The 16,039-nt window shown below is 60.7% G+C and carries 17 protein-coding genes; 15 read left to right on the top strand and 2 right to left on the bottom strand.

Annotated elements, in window-relative coordinates; genetic code table 11:
- Positions 1-208 precede the first annotated feature (208 nt).
- Positions 209-1,318 carry a GmrSD restriction endonuclease domain-containing protein gene (locus AC25M7_RS16150; protein WP_486971262.1) on the top strand — a complete coding sequence of 370 codons (1,110 nt, stop codon included), beginning with the start codon at positions 209-211 and terminating at the stop codon, positions 1,316-1,318.
- The gene (locus tag AC25M7_RS16145; protein WP_486971261.1) at positions 1,315-2,031 is read left to right on the top strand and encodes a HEPN domain-containing protein; all 717 of its coding nucleotides are present in this window, start codon (positions 1,315-1,317) and stop codon (positions 2,029-2,031) included. The genes AC25M7_RS16150 and AC25M7_RS16145 overlap by 4 nt, the downstream gene beginning before the upstream one ends.
- Before the next feature lie 671 nt (positions 2,032-2,702).
- On the opposite strand, the gene AC25M7_RS16140 is transcribed toward AC25M7_RS16145, so the two are convergent.
- Both AC25M7_RS16140 and AC25M7_RS16135 read right to left on the bottom strand, forming a co-directional pair.
- Positions 2,703-2,828, bottom strand: a complete 126-nt coding sequence (locus AC25M7_RS16140; RefSeq protein WP_486971285.1) for a hypothetical protein — start codon at positions 2,826-2,828, stop codon at positions 2,703-2,705.
- Positions 2,829-3,210: 382 nt separating this feature from the next.
- Positions 3,211-3,822: a hypothetical protein gene (locus tag AC25M7_RS16135; protein ID WP_463401785.1), complete on the bottom strand. Its 612-nt coding sequence runs from the start codon at positions 3,820-3,822 to the stop codon at positions 3,211-3,213.
- Between the two features lie 116 nt (positions 3,823-3,938).
- On the opposite strand from AC25M7_RS16135, the gene AC25M7_RS16130 reads away from it, so the two are divergent.
- The 13 genes from AC25M7_RS16130 to AC25M7_RS16070 all read left to right on the top strand — a co-directional run bounded on the left by AC25M7_RS16130 (position 3,939) and on the right by AC25M7_RS16070 (position 15,825).
- On the top strand, positions 3,939-4,751 hold the full coding sequence (locus AC25M7_RS16130; RefSeq protein WP_463401784.1) for an aminoglycoside phosphotransferase family protein: 813 nt from the start codon (positions 3,939-3,941) through the stop codon (positions 4,749-4,751).
- Positions 4,752-5,076: 325 nt separating this feature from the next.
- Positions 5,077-5,661: a hypothetical protein gene (locus AC25M7_RS16125; protein ID WP_036986699.1), complete on the top strand. Its 585-nt coding sequence runs from the start codon at positions 5,077-5,079 to the stop codon at positions 5,659-5,661.
- Positions 5,662-5,990: 329 nt separating this feature from the next.
- On the top strand, positions 5,991-6,506 hold the full coding sequence (locus AC25M7_RS16120) for a sigma-70 family RNA polymerase sigma factor (RefSeq protein ID WP_247283316.1): 516 nt from the start codon (positions 5,991-5,993) through the stop codon (positions 6,504-6,506).
- Positions 6,503-7,423, top strand: coding sequence for a FecR domain-containing protein (locus tag AC25M7_RS16115; RefSeq protein WP_486971260.1), 921 nt, complete (start codon positions 6,503-6,505; stop codon positions 7,421-7,423). Before AC25M7_RS16120 ends, AC25M7_RS16115 begins: the two co-directional genes overlap by 4 nt.
- 163 nt (positions 7,424-7,586) lie before the next feature.
- Positions 7,587-9,998, top strand: a complete 2,412-nt coding sequence (locus AC25M7_RS16110) for a TonB-dependent siderophore receptor (RefSeq protein WP_486971259.1) — start codon at positions 7,587-7,589, stop codon at positions 9,996-9,998.
- Positions 9,999-10,220: 222 nt separating this feature from the next.
- Entirely contained in the window at positions 10,221-10,511 is a 291-nt protein-coding gene (locus AC25M7_RS16105) for a hypothetical protein (protein WP_186600731.1), read from the top strand.
- Between the two features lie 11 nt (positions 10,512-10,522).
- Positions 10,523-11,155, top strand: a complete 633-nt coding sequence (locus AC25M7_RS16100) for a hypothetical protein (RefSeq protein WP_028692702.1) — start codon at positions 10,523-10,525, stop codon at positions 11,153-11,155.
- An 87-nt stretch (positions 11,156-11,242) separates the two neighbouring features.
- Positions 11,243-11,857, top strand: a complete 615-nt coding sequence (locus tag AC25M7_RS16095) for a YjfI family protein (protein WP_051555763.1) — start codon at positions 11,243-11,245, stop codon at positions 11,855-11,857.
- A 16-nt stretch (positions 11,858-11,873) separates the two neighbouring features.
- The gene (locus AC25M7_RS16090) at positions 11,874-12,575 is read left to right on the top strand and encodes a PspA/IM30 family protein (RefSeq protein ID WP_028692700.1); all 702 of its coding nucleotides are present in this window, start codon (positions 11,874-11,876) and stop codon (positions 12,573-12,575) included.
- Between the two features lie 217 nt (positions 12,576-12,792).
- A complete protein-coding gene (locus AC25M7_RS16085) occupies positions 12,793-13,449 on the top strand; it encodes a DUF2491 family protein (protein ID WP_028692699.1) in 657 nt (218 codons plus the stop codon).
- 12 nt (positions 13,450-13,461) lie between these two features.
- Positions 13,462-13,887: a DUF350 domain-containing protein gene (locus tag AC25M7_RS16080; RefSeq protein ID WP_028692698.1), complete on the top strand. Its 426-nt coding sequence runs from the start codon at positions 13,462-13,464 to the stop codon at positions 13,885-13,887.
- A gap of 25 nt (positions 13,888-13,912) precedes the next feature.
- On the top strand, positions 13,913-14,665 hold the full coding sequence (locus tag AC25M7_RS16075; protein ID WP_062359546.1) for a DUF1190 domain-containing protein: 753 nt from the start codon (positions 13,913-13,915) through the stop codon (positions 14,663-14,665).
- 2 nt (positions 14,666-14,667) lie between these two features.
- Positions 14,668-15,825 carry a glutathionylspermidine synthase family protein gene (locus AC25M7_RS16070; protein WP_062574582.1) on the top strand — a complete coding sequence of 386 codons (1,158 nt, stop codon included), beginning with the start codon at positions 14,668-14,670 and terminating at the stop codon, positions 15,823-15,825.
- Positions 15,826-16,039: the final 214 nt, after the last annotated feature.

Raw genomic sequence — 16,039 nt, 5'->3', positions numbered from 1 at the left:
AGATAGAGAAAAGCGCCTAAGCCTTTTGCGTATGGGGCTTGGGCGCATTTTCTCGTCAATACTCCAGCACAATCGGTGTTCAGCGAACGCTACATGAGCGACTCAATACATAGTAGATTGCGTCGTCCATTAGAGGTATGCTCGCTCTAGTCTGTATCGATTATATGTCGCAGTGTCAACTTTTCTACTTAATTAGTCGAGTTAAAACATGGTAGCTAAAAAAATCCTTGCTCAAGATCAAGAGTCTTTAGCAGACGCCCTATTTCCATCGGAAGTCGAAGATATTGAAGATGCAATTCTATCTATTCCGCCAGAAAAAAGGGTTTTAAGAACTGATCAATATGACTTTTCGGTGTCAACATTGGTTTCCATGATGGAGAAGGGTGAGGTAAAAATTCCAGAATTTCAGCGTCGTTATGTTTGGAGTGATCGCCAAGCATCTAGGCTGATAGAGTCGTTGATAATTCAATGTCCTCTTCCTGTTATTTATATGAATCAAGAAAAAGACGAAACTTTTTCAGTGATTGATGGTAATCAACGGCTGAGTAGTCTGAGGCGATTTTTAGATGATGAATTTTCCCTCTCTGGATTAACCAGTTACCCAGAGCTGGCAGGGTTGAAATTTTCGCAACTAGATAAAAGATTTCAGCGCCATATTTCCAATAGGGTTATGCGCTGTACAATTATTTTAAAGGACACTCACCCGCAGGTGAAATTTGACGTGTTTGAACGCCTTAATTCAGGGGCTGTTGCCCTTACGAGGCAGGAATTGAGGCATGGATTGTTTTATGGAAAGCTTCTGAAGCTTGCTGCAGAGATTGTTAAAGAGCTTAAGCTTGACTCTCATCTTGGTAGTGGTGCTGATAAGCGGATGAAGGCTGAAGAATTTGTAATTCGATATTGGGCTCTCAGTAAAGGGATTGGTTATTACGAAAAGCCCTTGGCTACGTTTATTTCAAATTATGCCGAGGAGAATAGGAATCCCACTGAAGGAGAACTCGCTGACTTGAAAGCTAACATTTTGCAAGCCTATCAGCGAGCTACTGCTCTTTTCGGTAAGTACAGTTTCTCTTTTTCGAAAAATGGCAAGCCGCGATTTAACGCTGCTGTGTTCGATGCTCAAATGGTTGCGTCATCAAAGTTAACTGAGGTGAAGTATAAAAAGCTTATAGGTATGCTTGGTGATGTGCAGGCTGGGTACAAGGAGCTGCAAGAGGACGAGGAATATATAAAGAGTGTTACATTGGCTACAAGCGATAAGGCTTCTTTGCAGGGGCGAATTCATAAAGTTACTCTGCTGCTTAAGAGTCTCGTATGAGTTATCATCGCAGCAAGGCTCGCAAGGAATTTGAGGAGCAAATTAAATTTGCTGTGGCGGAGTTAACTTTGCTTTATAAGTTTGCTCACAAGAACGGTGCGAGCTCTAGGTTGCTTGGGGCCTATTATGTATTTGCGTACTCTCAGCTTGAGGTGTATATAAAAACATTTGTTGAGGATACTATAAATGTATTTAATCAGACTGCGGTTCATATCGATAAGTGGCCGGATTTAATGCTTGGTTATTTTCTGCATAAAACAGAGAATCTTGGTGCGGATTACAGGCGATATAGTTTGGATGAGGATGAAGGGGCTATCTCGAAAAAAGTTGCCATAACTGCGCGAAAGATAAAGATGTGGGCGTCTGGGGGTGGAGGGAGTATCAACGCTGACTCCTCGGATTTTCTGGATAAGAAAAAATATCCATCGCCGAAGAATATGCCTCAGTTGTTTAAAAGGATGGGTGTCGAGAAGATATGGCAGGTCATCGGGCGAGCTGGAAATATAAATAGCGAACTTGTTCTGAAGTCTCTAAATGATTTGCGTACCGGAATTGCTCATGAAGGAAAGATACCGCAAGGTTTCAGCTTTGCCGACTTAAAGGAACGTCTTGAGCAAATGCGGAAATTTGTAGCGGCCTTAGATAGAGGTGTAGCTGGCCATTATTGCTCAGGGACCTTGTCACGAGCAGATTGGAATCATTGGATGACGTGATGAGGCACCAGCCACGAAAGAGCCAGATGCCCATGCGCAAAGGGCTTCTGGTTTTTTGCTTTAGTACTTCACCGCAATTTGGGCGTGTTGCTGACAGGGTCTTTGGTCGAAAGTGTACACGCATTAATCAAAGCCTGGTACGATGGCGATGTTAATCGCTGCTAAATCGCGAGCGTCGCAACCCAAGTCTCTCCTCCTTAGTGAAAATTTTTCTACGGCTGCTCTGATGGAAACTTTGTGCAGAACTTTCAGTTCAGGGTGTTTGCTGTGATTGCGACTTTCGCGTTCACGCTGCCCTACTGACCCTGCCGATTTGTCAGGATAAAAGCGCGAGTAGCTGGATTGTCGGGCGTACGATGGCCTGCCATGCATGCGGGCGAGTGCAACTTCCTAGGGGCTGTACGAAATGTGTCTGCGCGAAGGTCGGACAAGGCGAAGCGGGGGAGGAAGCGGAGTGTACTGGAGTACTTGAGCATTCCGAGCCCCGTTTCAACGCAGTATGGGCGAGTGCAGATACATTTCGTACAGAGCATAGGTGCTGGGCGAACTCAGTTGGAGATTGCTGGGATTGGCGGGAGCGTCAGTGAATGGTACAAAAATGGTAAGAGCGCTTCCTATGCGTTCTAGAAGTGGCGTAATTAAAGGCCTTCAGGAAGAACATGCCCAATCCATCACAGGGCGTACTCGGTGGCCTGGATGAGGGTGTCTTCGAGGGAGTGGTGGTCGTGGGGTGGGTCGGGGACGATCTTGAGCATGTACTTATTCCTTTCGAAGGGCTGCCACCTGCCTGCTGTCAAACATTAGGGCCACCTGCCTGCTGTCAAACATTAGGGTGGCAGCTGTACGTGGGTTGACAGACCGGCGGAATAAGCAAAGTTCCGGCGCACGCAAGCGTGCCCGCACGTACAGCCGCCATCGAGGGCTAGCCGTATGCTTAATACCGTTGCGGCCTGTCAAAGCCGGTCGCTGAACACCAGCGACTCGCCCGAGACTAGAGTCCGATCAGGGCCGTCGCAACGGAAAAAAGGCGGCAGAAGTATGTTTGGGAAATGGACTACAAGGAAGGGCTTAATCTGATTCTCGCTGTCTGAGCTTTCTACAAGTATTGACTGGCAAGGGCTTGGGCATGGGTGTACCTCTTCAGGGCCGGTTACGTCGAACAAAGCGAGCCCCCCTTGCTTATTCAGCAGGCTCGCCATGGTGAAGTGGCTTCCTGCGCAGCGCATTGAATACCGCCTCGGTGTGCCAGGTTTCCGGCCCGATCAGGATGGCGTCCAGAGGCTCGGCATGTAGCTCGATCTGTGTGGTGATACCTTCGGTGGCGAGCAGTTGCCGGGTATCTTCAAGTTGCCGGCGGATACCCTTGAACCACAGCCGGCCTGCCCCCTTCAAAAGGAACAGGGTGTCGGGATAGGAGTAGGCGAGCTTCTGTCGCAGATTGATCACCGCCGTTCTGCTTTCACGAGTAAACGAAGGCGCCAGTACATAGGTTTTGCCCGCTGCGGCATGGAGGTCGTCCTTGTCCTGCAGGTATTCTTCGATAGTGAAGCAGTTGGCGACTGTTTCGAGCGCGCCGCTGTTTACATCGACCAGATGGGCGTTGACGCCGACGTAGCAGTACTCGGTCTTGCCATGCACTACGCAGTCCTCGCTGTTGCAACGAACTACCCAGTAGTCACCCTTCGCAGTGAGTTCACAGGACTGAATGACGAACCGTTCCGGGCGGCCGTCTCGGATGACGTCTTTAAGAAAGTCGAGGACGATGGCGCTGGCTTGGTGTGCGGATAGCATCTACTGGTACTCGAGTAAGCGTCGCGTCAGGATAGTCATTTCCGAATGAACGGCATCGATGGATGTTCACCGGCTCATAGAGCCCCGTTCACAAGTGAATCGCGAGTAATGAAACCATGTTTGACCACTACCTGAAACGATGGGCGCTTACCCTCGACGGGGACGCGCTCGTTTCGTTGAACGGCCATCTTCTCCCGGTTCGCCAGGGCGATACACCCGCCATGCTGAAAATCGCGCAATCACCCGAAGAGCAGGCCGGCAACCAGCTCATGGCCTGGTGGGGCGGTGATGGTGCGGCCTCGGTACTGGCTCATGATGGCGAGGCATTGTTGATGAAGCGGGCGCAAGGCTCGGCATCCTTGGCGCAGATGGTTGCCGATGGCCGGGATGATGAAGCCACGCGCATCCTCTGCGCAGTGGTAGCCCGCCTACACGCCCCACGCGCTGAGCCAATGCCTGCGCTGGTTCCGCTGGCGCAATGGTTCGAAGCGTTGTGGAGTGCGGCGGCAACTCACGGTGGGGTGCTGGAATACAGTGCCAGGGCGGCGAGTGAGCTTTTGGCCGAACCGCAGGATGTGGTAGTGCTGCACGGCGATATCCATCACGGCAACGTGCTGGATTTCGGGCCGGCTGGATGGCTCGCCATCGATCCCAAGGGGCTGTACGGCGAGCGCGGCTTCGATTACGCCAACATCCTCTGCAACCCCGACGATGCAAGCGCGTTGGCACCGGGGGCCTTTGCGCGTCGGATAGCGATTATCTCGACGGCTGCCGGTATTGATCGGCGCAGGATTTTGCAATGGGTGTTGGCATGGGCAGGGTTGTCGGCGACCTGGATGATCGAGGACGGTGTCGAGCCGTACCGTAGGCTTGAGATGGTGAAGCTGGCAGCTTCGGCGCTCGACTGCGACGTTCAGGTTTCTGACTGAACCGGGTGCCTCACAGATTCGACAGGGTTGACACTACCCCAGAGGTTCGTTGCAATGGCCCGGCATGTCACGGACGATGCAAGGGACTTGTCATGGCCAGGACGCTATCGCTCGCCCAGAGCAATCTGCTCTGTTTCTCCGCTGGCTGGTCAAGGACCGGCTGCGCTTTCCTGTCCGGACTTTCCAGCATTGCACGCATAGAAGCGTGTGGCGCAAGCCTGCTGGTGCCTCAGCCAGTCATCGTGCCGATCCCAGGGAGCGGCCATCAGCGGGTCGCATGGACTTGCCGCCGCTACCCGGCGCGGCCCCATACAAGGAGATTCTGATGCGACTGCAATTCCCATTGACCCTAAGTACCAGCGACTGGGAGTACGAGACTGCCAGCAGTGGCGGATTGACGGTGATGTTCGCAGCGGCCAGTGGTGGCATGCTGACCTTGAAAGATCCCACCGGTGCCCTGCATCAGTATCGCTATGGCTCGGCCGGCGTCGGCGCTGGTGCCGGTGCCCGCCTGCCACGGTACGGCAAGGTCAACTTGCAGGTGCGGGGCAAGAGCGTCGGGGCGGCAGGCGCGACTGAAGACTTCTATGCCAGGGGCAAAGTGCTGGTAGCAGACTCGATCGCGGCGCGCGGCCTGAACCGCGAGGACTTCAAGGGTGCTTGCGTGTTCATCGAAGGGGGGCTGGGGCTGATAGGCGGCGCCAGCTTCTCGGGCATGCTGTTCGGTCTGGACACCAAGCTGCTGGCCATGACTGCGGCCACGGTGATTCCGGTGGGCCAACTGCTCCTTCCGCAAGACACCACCGAGCGCCTGCTGCGCTCGGCCAAGGGTGTGATCCTCACAGGCGGCGTGAACGCGGGGTTGCAGGCTGGGGTAGGTGGGACATTTACCTTGGGCGGGCTGTTCTGAGTGGCGATCCTGCGTGAGCCGATTGAAAGCAACTGGCTTATGGGAATGGCGTCATATGCCGGGATGGCGATAACGCTCGGCCACGGGCGCTGATCCAGCAGCAGATTGCGTTGCAGATCACCGAGTTTCTGGCGCAGTCATTTCACAACTGACGACGATCCATCATGGGCGGATCAATTGTTGCGCAGCTGATGCAGGCAATCGATCCGTTCATGAACGGCTATCCAGCAATGTGAGCGTACCTGCCACCATTCCCAATCCTGCCCTCACTGAGTACACTTGCGACAAATTCTTATTTGCACCTGGTAATCTTTTTGGGGGAGGGCGAGATGTCCACCGTTGTTCCCGCCGGCACTGTCCACTGCGGCCTGGAAACGCTCTACCGCGAGCACAGCACCTGGCTCCACGGCTGGCTGCGCCAACGCCTGAACAGCTCCGCCGATGCCGCCGACCTGGCCCAGGACACTTTCATCCGCGTGCTGCTGGCGCGCACCGCCGGCACCCTCAACCAGCCACGTCATTACCTGGCCACCATCGCCCGTGGCCTGGTCATCGACCTCTATCGCCGCCGGAGCCTGGAAACCGCCTATCTCGAAGCGCTGGCGCTGCAGCCGGAGCACTACGCACCTTCCGCCGAGACCCACGCCGTCATCCTCGATACCCTGATGGCCATCGACCGGATGCTCGACGGCCTCGGTCCGCGCACGAGGGCGATCTTTCTCGCCGTGCAATTGGACGGATTGAGCTACGAAAAGACTGCCGAACGCCTCGGCGTTTCGGTGAGCACCGTGCGCAAGCATCTGGCGCGCGGGCTGATGCACTGCCTGCTGGTCGAGGGTGCATGAAGGCCATTCTTGCCGAGGCCGTGGACTGGTACGTGCGCTTGCACGACAGCAACGTCGACGCCGCCACCCGCGCCTCCTGGCAAGCCTGGCGCGCCGCCGACCCTCGCCATGCCGCCGCCTGGGCGCGGCTGGAGGCGCTGCAAGGCCGCCTGGGCAACGCCCCCAGCGGCGCCGCGCAGACCCTGGAAATCGCCCGACGGGATCGGCGCCATGCCGTGAAGGCCCTGGCGCTGTTGCTGGGGGCCGGTGTGGTGGGTTGGCAGGGTTACCGGAGCTCGCCATGGAACGCCGACTACTCGACCCGGACCGGCGAGCGGCGCCGAGTGACCCTGGCCGATGGCACGCGCCTGGACCTCAATACCAACAGCCGCGTCGATATCCGCTTCGACGCTGGCCAGCGGCTGATCCACCTGCGTCAGGGCGAGATCCTGGTGGAAACCGCCAAGGACCCGCGTCCGCTCAGCGTACGCACCGCTGAAGGCGTGATCCTTGCCCTCGGCACCCGATTCAGCGTGCGCCAGGACGCCGGGATGAGCCATGTGGCGGTCGCCGCCCATGCCGTGGAGGTGCGGCCAGGGCAAACGTCGCGAGTGGTGCGTATCGATGCCGGGTATGGGCTGAGCTTCGCCGCCGACAGCCTCGGGCCGCTGCGTCCCCTGGCTGCCGGCGCCCAAGCCTGGGCACAGGGCATGCTGGTCAGCGTCGATTGGTGCTTGGGCGATGTGGTGCGTGAACTGGCGCGCTATCGACCTGGTTATCTGGGGTGCGCGCAGGAGGTTGCCGGATTGCGCCTGTCGGGGGCGTTCAATCTTGATGATACCGATGTCGCGTTGGCCAGTCTGGAAGACGCGTTGCCGGTTCGGGCAAGGCGCGTGACGCGCTATTGGGTGCGCCTGGAGCCACTTGGGATGGGGTAGGTAGAACACACCCTTCTGAAATTTTTTCGTGGGTGATTGCTCATCCTTCCTCAACATTCGAGAATTTTTCGCATTTGGGGTAGCAGATTTTTCGCGCTGCTTCGGCTCATCAGGGCGCGCGCTTCAAGCGTGCCCAAGCCAACCAGCACAGGAACCCCTTTTCATGTCCGCACGCCGTACCTCGCTAGCCTGCAGCATTCGCCAGGCGACCCTTGCGCTTGGCCTTTGCGGTGCCGCATTGGCCACCTCGACCGCCTGGGCGGCCGCGCAGCGCTACGATATCCCGGCCGGCAGCCTGGCTGCTGCGATCAGCCAGTTCGCCGCCGCCAGCGGCGTGACCATCAGCTTCAGCAACGACGAAACAACCGGGCTGCATTCATCGGGGCTGCAGGGCAGCTTCGAACTGGAGCAAGGTTTTGCCACATTGCTGCAGGGCTCCGGATTGCGGGTACAGCAGGTGGGCGAAAAGCGCTATGTGCTGAGCAAGGTACAGAACGACGGCGCCGTCGAGCTGGGCGCCACCAGCATCGATGCGTTGGGCCTGGGCAGCACCACCGAAGGTACCGGCAGCTACACCACGGGCTCCGCTAACACCGCGACCGGCCTGCGCCTGTCGGCGCGGGAGACGCCGCAGTCCGTCAGCGTGGTAACCCGCCAGCAGATCGAGGACCAGAACCTCACGGATGTGACCCAGGTGCTCGAGCAGACGCCGGGCGTGGTCGTCGACAGCATGGGGCCAGCCGGTAGCGACGCCAACCATATCTACGTGCGGGGCTTCCAGGTCGGCAGCATCCAGGTCGACGGCGTCAACCGCCCCGATACCTTCGGCTTTCGCGACGACCTGGCCGACATGGTGTCCTACGACCGCGTGGAAGTAGTGCGCGGTGCCACCGGCCTGATGTCGGGCACCGGCGATCCCGGTGCCACCGTCAATCTGATTCGCAAGAAGCCGACCGTCGAAACCCAGCGCAAGCTGACCCTCAAGGCTGGCTCGTGGGACAGCTACCGTACCGAGCTGGACCTGTCCGGCAAGCTGTCTGAAAGCGGCCATGTGCGTGGCCGTTTCGTGGCCTCGACCACCGACAGCCAGAGCAACGTCGACCGCCAGTCGCTGGAGCGGCAGGTGGCCTACGGCGTGGTGGAATGGGACGTCACCGACAGCACGATGCTGACCGTGGGCGCGGAATACCAGGAGATGGACAACGATGGCGCGGGCAACCACGGTTTCCCGATGTACAACGCCGATGGCAGCCATTTCAACCCGTCGCGTTCGTTCAACTCGGCCTCGGACTGGAGCTACCACAAGCGCCGCACGAAAACCCTGTTCACCACCCTGGAGCATCAGTTGGACAGCGGCTGGCAACTGAAGCTGAACGCCGAGCACAGCCGTCGCCGCTACGACGACACCTTCGCCACCGCCGCCAGCGGCACCGTCAATCCCGATGGCAGCGGCATCAGCACCTGGACCGGCCGTTGGGCGGGCGAGCCGCGGCAGACGTCGTTCGACCTCTCGGCCACCGGCCCGTTCGAGCTGCTGTCCCGTGAGCACCAGGCGTACCTTGGTGCCAGCCACTACCGGGCCTACTACCGTAACCCCGGCTACCAGCTGTGGACGATCCAGCCGATCGACAACATCCATACCTGGGACGGTTCGCTGGCGATCCCGGATGCCATCCACACCAAGTATTCGCAAGACGCGCTGGACGAAACCCAGGACGGCCTGGTGGCGTCGGTGCGCTGGAGCCTGAACGATGACCTGTCGCTGATTACCGGTGCGCGGGTGATCGACTGGAAGCGCAATGAAACCGGGACGACCCTGTCGACCGGCGCGACCACACGCACCTCGCGCAGCGAGACCGGAGTGGTCACGCCCTACGTGGGGCTGGTCTACGACTTCGCCGAGAACTGGTCGGCCTACGCCAGCTACACCGCCATCTTCAAGCCGCAGAGCAGGCAGGATGCCAGTGGTGGCTATATCGAACCGCTGGAGGGGGTGAACTACGAACTGGGTATCAAGAGCGAGTTCTGGGACAAGCGCCTGACCACTGCCTTCAGTGTCTTCGAAGTGCAGCAGGACAACCTGGCCGTGGCCGACGGCGACAAGCTGGCGCCGAACGGCGACCAGGCCTACCGCGCCGAGTCCGGCACCAAGACCCGTGGTTTCGAGATGGAGGCGGCCGGGCAGATCCTGCCCGACTGGCAAGTCTCTGCCAGCTACACCTATGCCCAGGCCGAGGACGCCGATGGCAAGCGCCTGCTCACCGAAGTACCCCGCGACACCTTCAAGCTGTTCACCAGCTATCAACTGCAGTCCCTGCCGCAGCTGAAAGTCGGCGGCGGCGTGCGCTGGCAGGGCATGGAGTACAAGAAGAAAGCGGGGCCCCATGGCGAGACGTTCACCCAGGACGGCTACAGCGTGGTCGACCTGATGGCGCAGTACGCGATCACGCCGCAGACCAGCGTTTCGCTGAACCTCAACAACGTGCTGGACGAGAAGTACTACTCGGCGATCGGCGCACGTGGCTGGTATGGCACACCGCGCAGTGCCACGGCGACGTTGGTCTACGCGTTCTAGCGTTGTGGCGTCCGATGGTTCCCATGCGTGGGAACCATCTCCTTCCTGAAAGTACCTGTTACACCCTCAACCGACACGCCTTTCCCTGGCAAGCCATAGTGCTTACCCAGGCGTTTTCCGCATCCCGGAGCAACAGCAGCGCCGCCGGTCGGCTGAATCAACTGCAAGGGTGGATTCTGTCGAGGTTTTGTACGATGATTTTCGTAATGACAGGGAAGGATCATGCCAAAGGGTTTCAGGGCAGTCAGGAGCGCGGTAGTCGCCGCACTCGAATCCGGCAATTATCTGCATGTTTCAAGGGGCGATATCGAGGTCAAGAACCTGCTGGCCATTGGCGAGGTCGGCGCAGGTGAAGTCATCGACATCATCCATTCCTGCGACGGTAGCCACTACAGCAGCAGTCCGCATCATGCCGTGCCGGCCATCGAGGTCCATGTGCTCAAGCGCTGCGGTTGGTACATCAAGTTCTATTTCATCGAACCCCAGACGTGGTTCATCAGCGTTCACCAGTGAGTATTCCGACCATGAAGATCCTGTTCGAAGGCGATACCGGCCAGGCCCTGTGCGAGCACTGCCAGGCGCTCGTCGGCATGCATTACATCCGGCGTGATGTGCCCTTCAGCGATGGCCAGGGCATTGCGCGGGACATCCTGGTGGGCGTGTGCGATGGCTGCGACACGGTGGTGGCCATCCCGCCGCAGTCCACCCCGGCGATCCGCGAGGCGCGCAAGCAGCAGCTCAAGTCCATCGAGGCGCGGCTGCCGGCGGTCTATCTCGATGTGCTGGATGCGGCGATGCAGGCCGTGTGCAGCGAGGCGGGCGCGCACCTGCGCAAGCTGTTCCTGGCCCATTACTTCCAGTGGCTGGTGCAGGCGCGCCAGGGCATGGGATTGCAGCCCGGCCACGAGGCCTTCGTGACGGCCCTGGAGGCGCAGCGGCGTCAGCGTGGGTTGCAGGCATCGGGGGCCACCCGGCGCTTGTCGATGAAGGTCAATCCGCACATGGCCGAAGACTTTCTGGCACTGCTGCAGCAGACCCGGATGAGCCAGACCGAGCTGCTCAAGGCGGTGATTGCGCGGATCCGGATGGACGTGCTCGAAGTGCGCGATCCGCAGGTGATCGAGGTGTTGCAGCGGTTGGTGCGGGTGGCCGGGTAGCGGGCGCATCGTGGCTCACATGTGAGACTTGCGAACGTCACAATCCAGGCGTAACGTACCTCACATGTGAGACAAGGACACCCCTCGATGGCAGGCAAGAAAAGCTCCACCGACTACATGCGCGACATGCGTGCCCGGCTCAAGGCCGCCGGCCTGGTCAAGCGTGAGCTGTGGATCCTGCCAGAGCATGCCGCCGCCTTGCGCGGTATCGAGAAGGCTTTACGTCAGCCCCTCGCGGGCAAACAGGTCAGAACGGAGGATTTCATGACCGAGCACAACCATTGGACGATCGAATCGCTGCACGGCGCCCTCCAGGGCCTGGAGGATGTGCGTGGCGGGGCGATCGGCCTGTCCCTGCAACAGGGCGCCGAACCCAGCCTGAAGCTGGTGATGCACGAGCTGGACGGCTTGCCGCTGTACATCGCCGTGGCCGGCGAGCAGATCCTGGTCGACACGCTGCTGGTCGAAGCCAGCCAGGTGAAGGACGCGGCCGCCTTCAACGATGCGGTGCTGCGCACCCGCGACGTGTTCCCGCTGTCGTCCATCGGCCTGCACAGGCTGCCCTCGGGCGAGTCGGTGTACACCATGTTCGGCGCCTTGAGCGCGGCCTCGTCGCTGGACAACATCGTCCAGGAGATCCACACCCTGGCCGACAACGTCATCACCGCCGCCGAAGACTTTGAAGACTACTTCACCCACTGATTCCGGAGATTGCCCCATGAGCCTGTTGAAAAAGATCGTCACCGCCCTGCGTGGCGGCGCTTCGGAAGTCGGTGAGGCGATCGTCGACTCCCAGGCCCTTCGTATCCTCGACCAGGAGATCCGCGACGCGGACAACAACCTGATCGATGCGCGCAACCAGCTGGTCAAGATCATGGCCAAGCACAAGACCGCGCAGCAGCGCATCACCGAGTTCGACAAGACCATCGGTGACTGGGAGCAGAAGGCCATCGCCGCCCTGGACAAGGGCGAGGAAGGGCTTGCCCACGAGTGCGCGGCGCGCATCGCCGACCTGACCAACCAGCGCGATTCCGAGCAGGCGCTGGCCGACCAGTTCGGTGCGTCGGTGGCGACCCTGACCGCCACCGTGAGCAAGACCGAGGCGCAGATCAAGGGCCTCAAGCAGCAGGTGGACCTGGTCAAGGCCCGCGAGAGCGTGCAGCGCGCCCAGGTGAGCGCGGCGTCGGCCACCGGCGGCGCCAATGGCAGCCTGGAGACGGCGGTCGGCTCGCTGGACCGCATCAAGAAGCGCCAGAGCGAACGCGCGGCCGAGCTGGAAGCGGCGGCGGAGCTGGCCGGCAAGGCCGATGGCAGCGACCTGGAGGCACGCCTGAAGGCGGCCGGGATCGGCGCCAGCAACAGCGGCGCCGATGATGTGCTGGCGCGCTTGAAGGCCAAGGCGGCGAAGCCGGCGGAGTGATCCGTTGAGTGGGCCGGCCCTATCACGGGGCCGGCGCAACACCCGATGCCAGACCCGTTGGCGGCGCGCACGAAAAGCAGTATCGTGTCGCCCCCGCCAAAGGACTGCCGCGACCCAAGGGATCTTCAATGTCGCCTTCTCCCCACAGGCCCTGCCTGTTCGCTTCAGCACCTGCATTGGCTCCGGTTCCGTCACCCTCTCACCCAGGAGATGCCCCGTGGGTTGGTTGAAACGCTTCATGGGCTTCGAAGCCCCCAAACCTGCCGCCGGCAGCCAGGCCCAAGGCAACCTGCCGTTTGGCCTGGGCAGCGGGCGCATGCTCAAGCTCGACCCCTCGCTCAAGCTGCTGCTCGACGGTCACTCTGAACTGGAAGTCCCCGAGCAGGAAGTGGTCTGGGCCGTCGGCGAGGTCGACCTTGGCCAGTCGGTGCGCCTGGCGCGCTTCTACATGGAAGACGAAGACTACTGGCTGCAGGTGGTGATGAACGGCACGTCTGCCGAGGACGTGCGCGATATCATCCTGTTCGGCTACTACAGCGTGCTGCCGATCAACAGTGACGCCGAACTCAAACGCCTGGTGGGCCCCGAGTCGACCATCGGCCTGCCGTACTACGAGCACGAAGGCTATGAGTTCGTCCGCCAGTGGGGCAGCGAAGAGGGGCAGACCGAGCTGACGCCGATCAGCGAACGTGTCACCAGCCCCGAGACCAGCTACCGCATCCAGCACCTGTCCATGCTGTATGCCCGCGAGACCGGCCTGACCGATCGCCGCGAGTTCCTCCTGCTGTCGGTGGAGGAGGACGAACAAGGCAATGTCAGCCTGACCACTTCGGTGGGTGTCACCCTGCAATCAACGGACTTCAACGTCATCTGACAAGGATTCACCATGCTCGACGCTCTTCGCATGTCGCTCAACGCCCAGGCAGTGATCGGCTTCATCCTCTACATCAGCGTGGCGCTGGTGCTGTTCTGGGTATTCCAGTTCATCTACACGCACCTCACCCCGCACCGCGAGTTCGCCCTGATCCGCGACAACAACAGCGCCGCGGCCATCGCCCTGGGCGGCGCGCTGATCGGCTTCTCGCTGCCGGCCAGCAACATCATCGCCTACAGTGTCAGCCTGCTCGATTTCGTGGTCTGGGTGGTGATCGCCGCGGTGGTGCAACTGCTGGCCTTCGGCATCACCAGCCTGGTGCTCAAGGGCCTGGCCAGCCGTATCGCCAAGGGCGAGATGGCCGCCGCGATCTACGCCGCCGCCGTGGCGATCAGCGTGGGCTTCCTCAACTCGGCCTGCATGACCCCGTCGGTCTGAGCCGTTTGCGCGCAAGGAGCCCTACATGAGACGAAGTTCCGTCAAGCTGGTGCTGGCCAGCTCCCTGCCGCTGGCGCTTACCGCGTGCAGCGCGCCCGAGGAGACCTACACGGTCAGCAAGCGCAGCAACTACACCACGGTCCAGGCCTGCGTCGATGACAAGATGCCGGTGGACGTGTGTTCCGACGCCTACATGCAGGCGTTGGCCGACCACCGCCGCATCGCCCCGACCTATGGCGACAAGGCCGCCTGCGAGGCCGACTTCGTGCCGGACTACTGCCAGGTCACCAGTGACAACCGCTACATGCCGCGCCTCGGCGGCTTCGAGCTGGCGGTGTCGGGCGAGGTCAGCCAGTCCCAGGTCGACGCGGCCCGCGCCCAGGTCGAGAACAGCGGCCAGGCCAGTAGCGGCGGCAGCAACTTCAACGGCCTGCTTACCGGCCTGTTGCTCGGCCAAGTGCTCAGCGGCGGCAATCGCCAGTACTACTCGCAGCCGGTCTACCAGTACCGTGACAGCAGCGGCGGATACCGCAGCACCACGCTCGGCCAGCAGATCGACCAGGGCAAGCGCTTCGAGCGCTCCGACCAGGCCCAGCAGAGCGGCGGCAGCTATTCCAGCTACTACTCCGGCAGCTCGAGCGGGCGCAGCTACAAATCCAGCACCTCGACCCGCTCCAGTGTGTCCTCGTCGATCTCCCGCGGCGGCTTCGGCAGCCAGGCCACTGCGCGCAGCGGCTGGGGCGGCAAGAGCAGCGGCGGCTTCAGCTTCGGCGGTTGAGCATGCGCAAGATCAGCATCGACGAACGCCCGGACTGGCGCGCCACCGCCGAACGTGAAGGTTTCGCCTTCCACACCATCGACGGCGAGCGCTACTGGGACGAGCGCGGCTACTACCAGTTCAGCGAGGCCCAGGTCAGCCGTGACCTGGAGGCGCCCACGCAAGAGCTGCATGCCATGTGCCTGGATGCGGTCGAGCGCATCGTCGACAGCGAGGCGTTGATGACCCGCCTGGCGATTCCGCCGGCGTTCTTCGACCTGGTGCGCCGTTCGTGGAAAGAGGGGCATCCGCACCTTTACGGGCGCTTCGACTTCAGCTACGACGGCCAGGGCCCGGCCAAGTTGATCGAGGCCAACTACGACACGCCGACCTCGCTGTACGAGGCGGCGGCGTTCCAGCTGATCTGGCTGGAGCAGCAGATCGAGCGCGGCGTGCTGCCGGCCCATGCCAGCCAGTTCAATACCCTGGCCGAGGACCTGGTGCGGGCCTTCGGCGCCTTCGAGCGCGAAAGCCCGTTCTACTTCTCGGCCATCGCCGGTTCCGTCGAAGACCGTGGCACCACGGATTTTCTGCGCAAGATGGCCGGGCACGTGGGTATCAGCACCCGGCATATCGACTTGGAGGACATCGGCCTGAACGGCGAAGGGCGCTTCGTCGACCTCGAAGGCCGGCCGATCCCGCGCCTGTTCAAGCTGCACGCCTGGGAGCATATCTTCCACGAGGACTTCGGCCAGGCCATCGCCGGCTGCGGTACCCAGTTCGTGGAACCGGCGTGGAAGGCGCTGATCTCCAACAAGGGCATCCTGCCGCTGCTGTGGGAATGGCACGAAGGGCACCCGAACCTGCTGCCGGCGTTTCTCGACCAAGACCCGCGACGCCCGGTGCCCAAGGGCTGGGTACGCAAGCCGTACTTCTCCCGCGAGGGCGCCAACGTGGATATCCGCACCGCCGACGACCAGCGGGTGTTCGAGGACGGGCCCTACGACGATGCGCCGTACATCCTGCAGGGCTTTGCGCCGTTGCCCAAGTTCGGCGACAGCTACACCCTGATCGGCTCCTGGGTGATCGGTGACCTGGCCTCGGGGATCGGCATTCGTGAAGACGACACGCTGATCACCAAGGACAGCTCGCGTTTCCTGCCCCATGTAGTACTGGACTGACCGCCTGCGCTCTCCTTGTAGGAGCGGCCTTGTGTCGCGAAAGGGCCGCAAAGCGGCCCCGGCAATCTTTGCGTCAACGCTGAAATCCCGGGGCTGCTGCGCAGCCCTTTCGCGACACAAGGCCGCTCCTACACGAGCAAGCAACTGACTCATGATGGCACCTCCGGTGGTCGGTTTCAGGACGCGCCGGGTCGCCCGCGCACAACCCCCTCGT

This window comes from Pseudomonas sp. P106(2024) (assembly GCF_057480815.1).
The sequence above is the reverse complement of the archived record's forward strand: the minus strand, read 5'-3'. Positions and strand labels throughout refer to the sequence as shown.